Genomic DNA, 2,869 nt, shown 5'->3' on the forward strand with positions numbered 1-2,869 from the left:
GGTACGGTCGGCGCGGACGAGCGCGCGGATAACCGCGCCGACCGATACCCGGCCTGCCAATCTGTCCGGCAGGTGGGCAGCCCGCCCCGTGGCCGGCTTGTCCAGACGGTCACGGGGCGGAGTCAAGTTGAGAGCCGTTCGGCGATCTCCTCGGGCTGCACAATGGTGCAGCCGCGAAGCACGCGCGTCAGATGGGCGGCCAGCACCCACCGCACCGCGGGATCGTCGTACGGAACCGTGACCGCCTTGTCAGGCACAGCAAGCCGGCCCTCCCGGCGGTACATCAGCCCGTGCACGCCGTCGATGTCGGGATGCTGCACCTGTACCGCCACCGCGCCGGTGCGGCGCAGATGCGGGCACCACTCCGGGGACATCGCGGCGCACTGGAGACAGAGGGGAGGGTGTGCGGTGACTTCCTCCTCGGGCCAGCCGGGCACGTCGCGGTGGTCCTCCAGCAGGAACAGCGTCCCGTGCTCGTCCTCGTAGGCCGGCGCGGCGCAGACCTGGCACAGGAGCCTGTGCATCGCGCGGCGCTGCCGCTGGGGGTGGACGTGGCCATAGCGGGGGCGGCCGTGGCCCTGCCGTAACGGCCTGCGGGCCCACAGCACGCCCATGGTGTCGCGTTCCTGGGGGTTCTCGTGTGGATAGCCGATGCCGCGGTCATTGGCCCTGCAGACCACGACGGGGGCGGTTCGGCGGTCCTCACCGGTCCAGGCGGTCACGTAGGGCACCGGCGGCCGGGCGGTCACGGCCGCCCCCTCAGTGCCAGCGGCGCGGTGACGGTGATCCGGCCGTGGCCCAGGTCGGCGTCATCCTCCCCGGCGGTCGTGACGCAGCGCCCGCCGGCCTGGTGGACCGCCAGCTGCAGAATCGTGCGCGCGGTCTGCTCCCGGCTGATGCGCTCCCACGAGTCGACCAGGCACACCGCGGGCGCGGCAGCCTGCCGCATCGCGTAGATGAGCCGATCCCACTGCGGCCGGGGCCAGTTCGTCAGCGCGTTGTCGCCGCGGTCGACCCACAGCCCGGCGGCCACCCAGCCGTGTTCGACGGCGTACCGCTGGCACCGCTCTATGCGCGCGTCAAGAGCGGCGGTCGTGAGGGTGGCATGCCGGTCGTAGATGAACGCCAGCGTGGGCCGGGCGGGTTGGCCAGTGTCGGGGGTGTCCATGACGGTCGCCTGTCGTCGGTGATCAGGTCGTCACCGAACGTAGCCCCGTCATGAGCATGGTCGCCATGGCACTCCAACCCACCCCCTGCGCCAAGTGCCACAGCGCTTACATCGGAGTCCCCAAAGCGTCGGCCAGCTCCCGCATCTCCGGCGTCAGCGTCCGCCTGCGCTCGACCACGCGGCCCATGATGTCCTGCGCGTACCGCTGCGCGGTGATCCACTGCGGCGCGTCCGCCCACACGTCTTGGAGGACCTGCACGCACTGCTCTTCGTCATGCAGGCGCAGGTGCGCGTCGGCGACGTCGAGCATGTGCCGGCACCGGCCCGACTTCCCGCCGCCCTTGGCTGGCTTCCACGTTCGCACGGCCTTGTGGAGATGCAGCACCCGAGCGGGGTTCTGCTGGATTGCCGCGTGCTCCGCGCGCTGGTGGGTGACCGTCGCCGGCCCGAAGTGCCGCAGGTAGTCAGGCGCGGTGATCACCTCCTGACCGAGGCCCACCGCAGCGATCCGCGCCAGCCGCAGCGCGTTCGCTGCCTCCGGCTTCCGGTTGTCCCGGACAGCCGCGGCGCCCACGCGGAGCTGCAGCCCACCCCATACGGCGAGTTCCTCCGGCGTCGCGCGCGACACCCGCGGCTCGACGTCATCCGCCCATCGACTCGCCAACTCCGCTACCTCCGCCAGATGCCCGCCGCGCAGAAGCTGCTGGCACTGAGCGACCACCGCGGCGCCGCCGGCGAGTTCGTCCGTCGCTGCGTCGAGGGTCTGCTGTGCAGCCTCGGCGGCAGCCTCGTACTGCCGCACCTGACCCAGGAAGCTCACCGTGAGCTGCAGCGACTGGTACAGCAAGCGCCGAGCCGCCGGCCCCTCCAGGGCGCGCACGTCCCGCAGGAGGGCGGGCAGCATCCTGCCGAGGTCGTCGTAGCGTTCGGTGGCGAACAGGGCCCTGCCGCCGGCCAGCGCGCCGCTGACGCCGGCGGCGGTGGGCTCCTCGGGCAACTGCGGGGAGGGCGCCGCGAGGGCGGTCACGACCGGCTGCCAGATGTCCGCGGGGACGTTCGGCCGCCACGGGGGTGGGGCGGAGGTGAGCAGGTGCGTAGTCGGCACGTCGAGCGCGCGGGCGAGCTGGTGAGCTGTCTCCATCCGCACGTCCTGCCGCTCGCCTTGCTCCATCTTGCGGACCAGGGAGACGGACAGGTCGGCGGCGGTTGCGAGTTCCTTCTGCGTCATGCCGCGACGCTTCCGTACCGTCCGTACGCGGTCGCCGATGTGCTCGTTCGTGGGTTCAGGCATACTGACTCCAGCGTTCTGAGGTGACACCAGAACCGTACCCGCGGGCCGCCCCGTGAGTACCACCCGAACGGCCCTCCCTTGCGGGGGCCGTTCGCCGTTTCCCGCACCGCCGCGGCCGGGACAACCGTGATCCGAACATGACGAAGGCGCCCCCGCCCGGGTACCGGGCGGGGGCGTGGGGTCAGGTGCGGCGGCGTTGGGGGTCGAGCGCCGGCGGAACGTTGGCGGTGGGGGCAGGGTCCTCGGGCGGCGCCGGTGCTCCGTCCTGTCGGCAGATGAGCGCGTACGGATCCCAGGGCGGGGCCTGGAGGCTGTGCCCCTCGGGGCAGGCCGGCCCCGGTGGACCCTCCGGGCCCCGGTCGCCGTCGGTTCCGTCCTTGCCGTCCGCCCCCGCCGGGCCGGGCGGGCCG

At 72.7% G+C, this 2,869-nt stretch carries 3 protein-coding genes and 1 pseudogene; all 4 read right to left on the reverse strand.

The annotated features are described in order from the left end of the window. Positions 1 to 122 precede the first annotated feature (122 nt). Positions 123 to 749, reverse strand: coding sequence for a hypothetical protein (locus tag H5J30_RS25305; protein ID WP_181789663.1), 627 nt, complete (start codon positions 747 to 749; stop codon positions 123 to 125). Then, positions 746 to 1,168, reverse strand: coding sequence for a recombinase family protein (locus H5J30_RS25310; RefSeq protein WP_181789664.1), 423 nt, complete (start codon positions 1,166 to 1,168; stop codon positions 746 to 748). Before H5J30_RS25310 ends, H5J30_RS25305 begins: the two co-directional genes overlap by 4 nt. Positions 1,169 to 1,274: 106 nt before the next feature. Then, entirely contained in the window at positions 1,275 to 2,459 is a 1,185-nt protein-coding gene (locus H5J30_RS25315) for a helix-turn-helix domain-containing protein (RefSeq protein WP_181789665.1), read from the reverse strand. Between the two features lie 181 nt (positions 2,460 to 2,640). Next, a pseudogene (locus H5J30_RS36055) lies at positions 2,641 to 2,869 on the reverse strand (collagen-like domain-containing protein); the annotation flags it as partial.

Origin of the sequence: Streptomyces phytophilus, from assembly GCF_013870535.1 — a bacterium.
Classification (GTDB): Bacteria; Actinomycetota; Actinomycetes; order Streptomycetales; family Streptomycetaceae; genus Streptomyces; species Streptomyces phytophilus.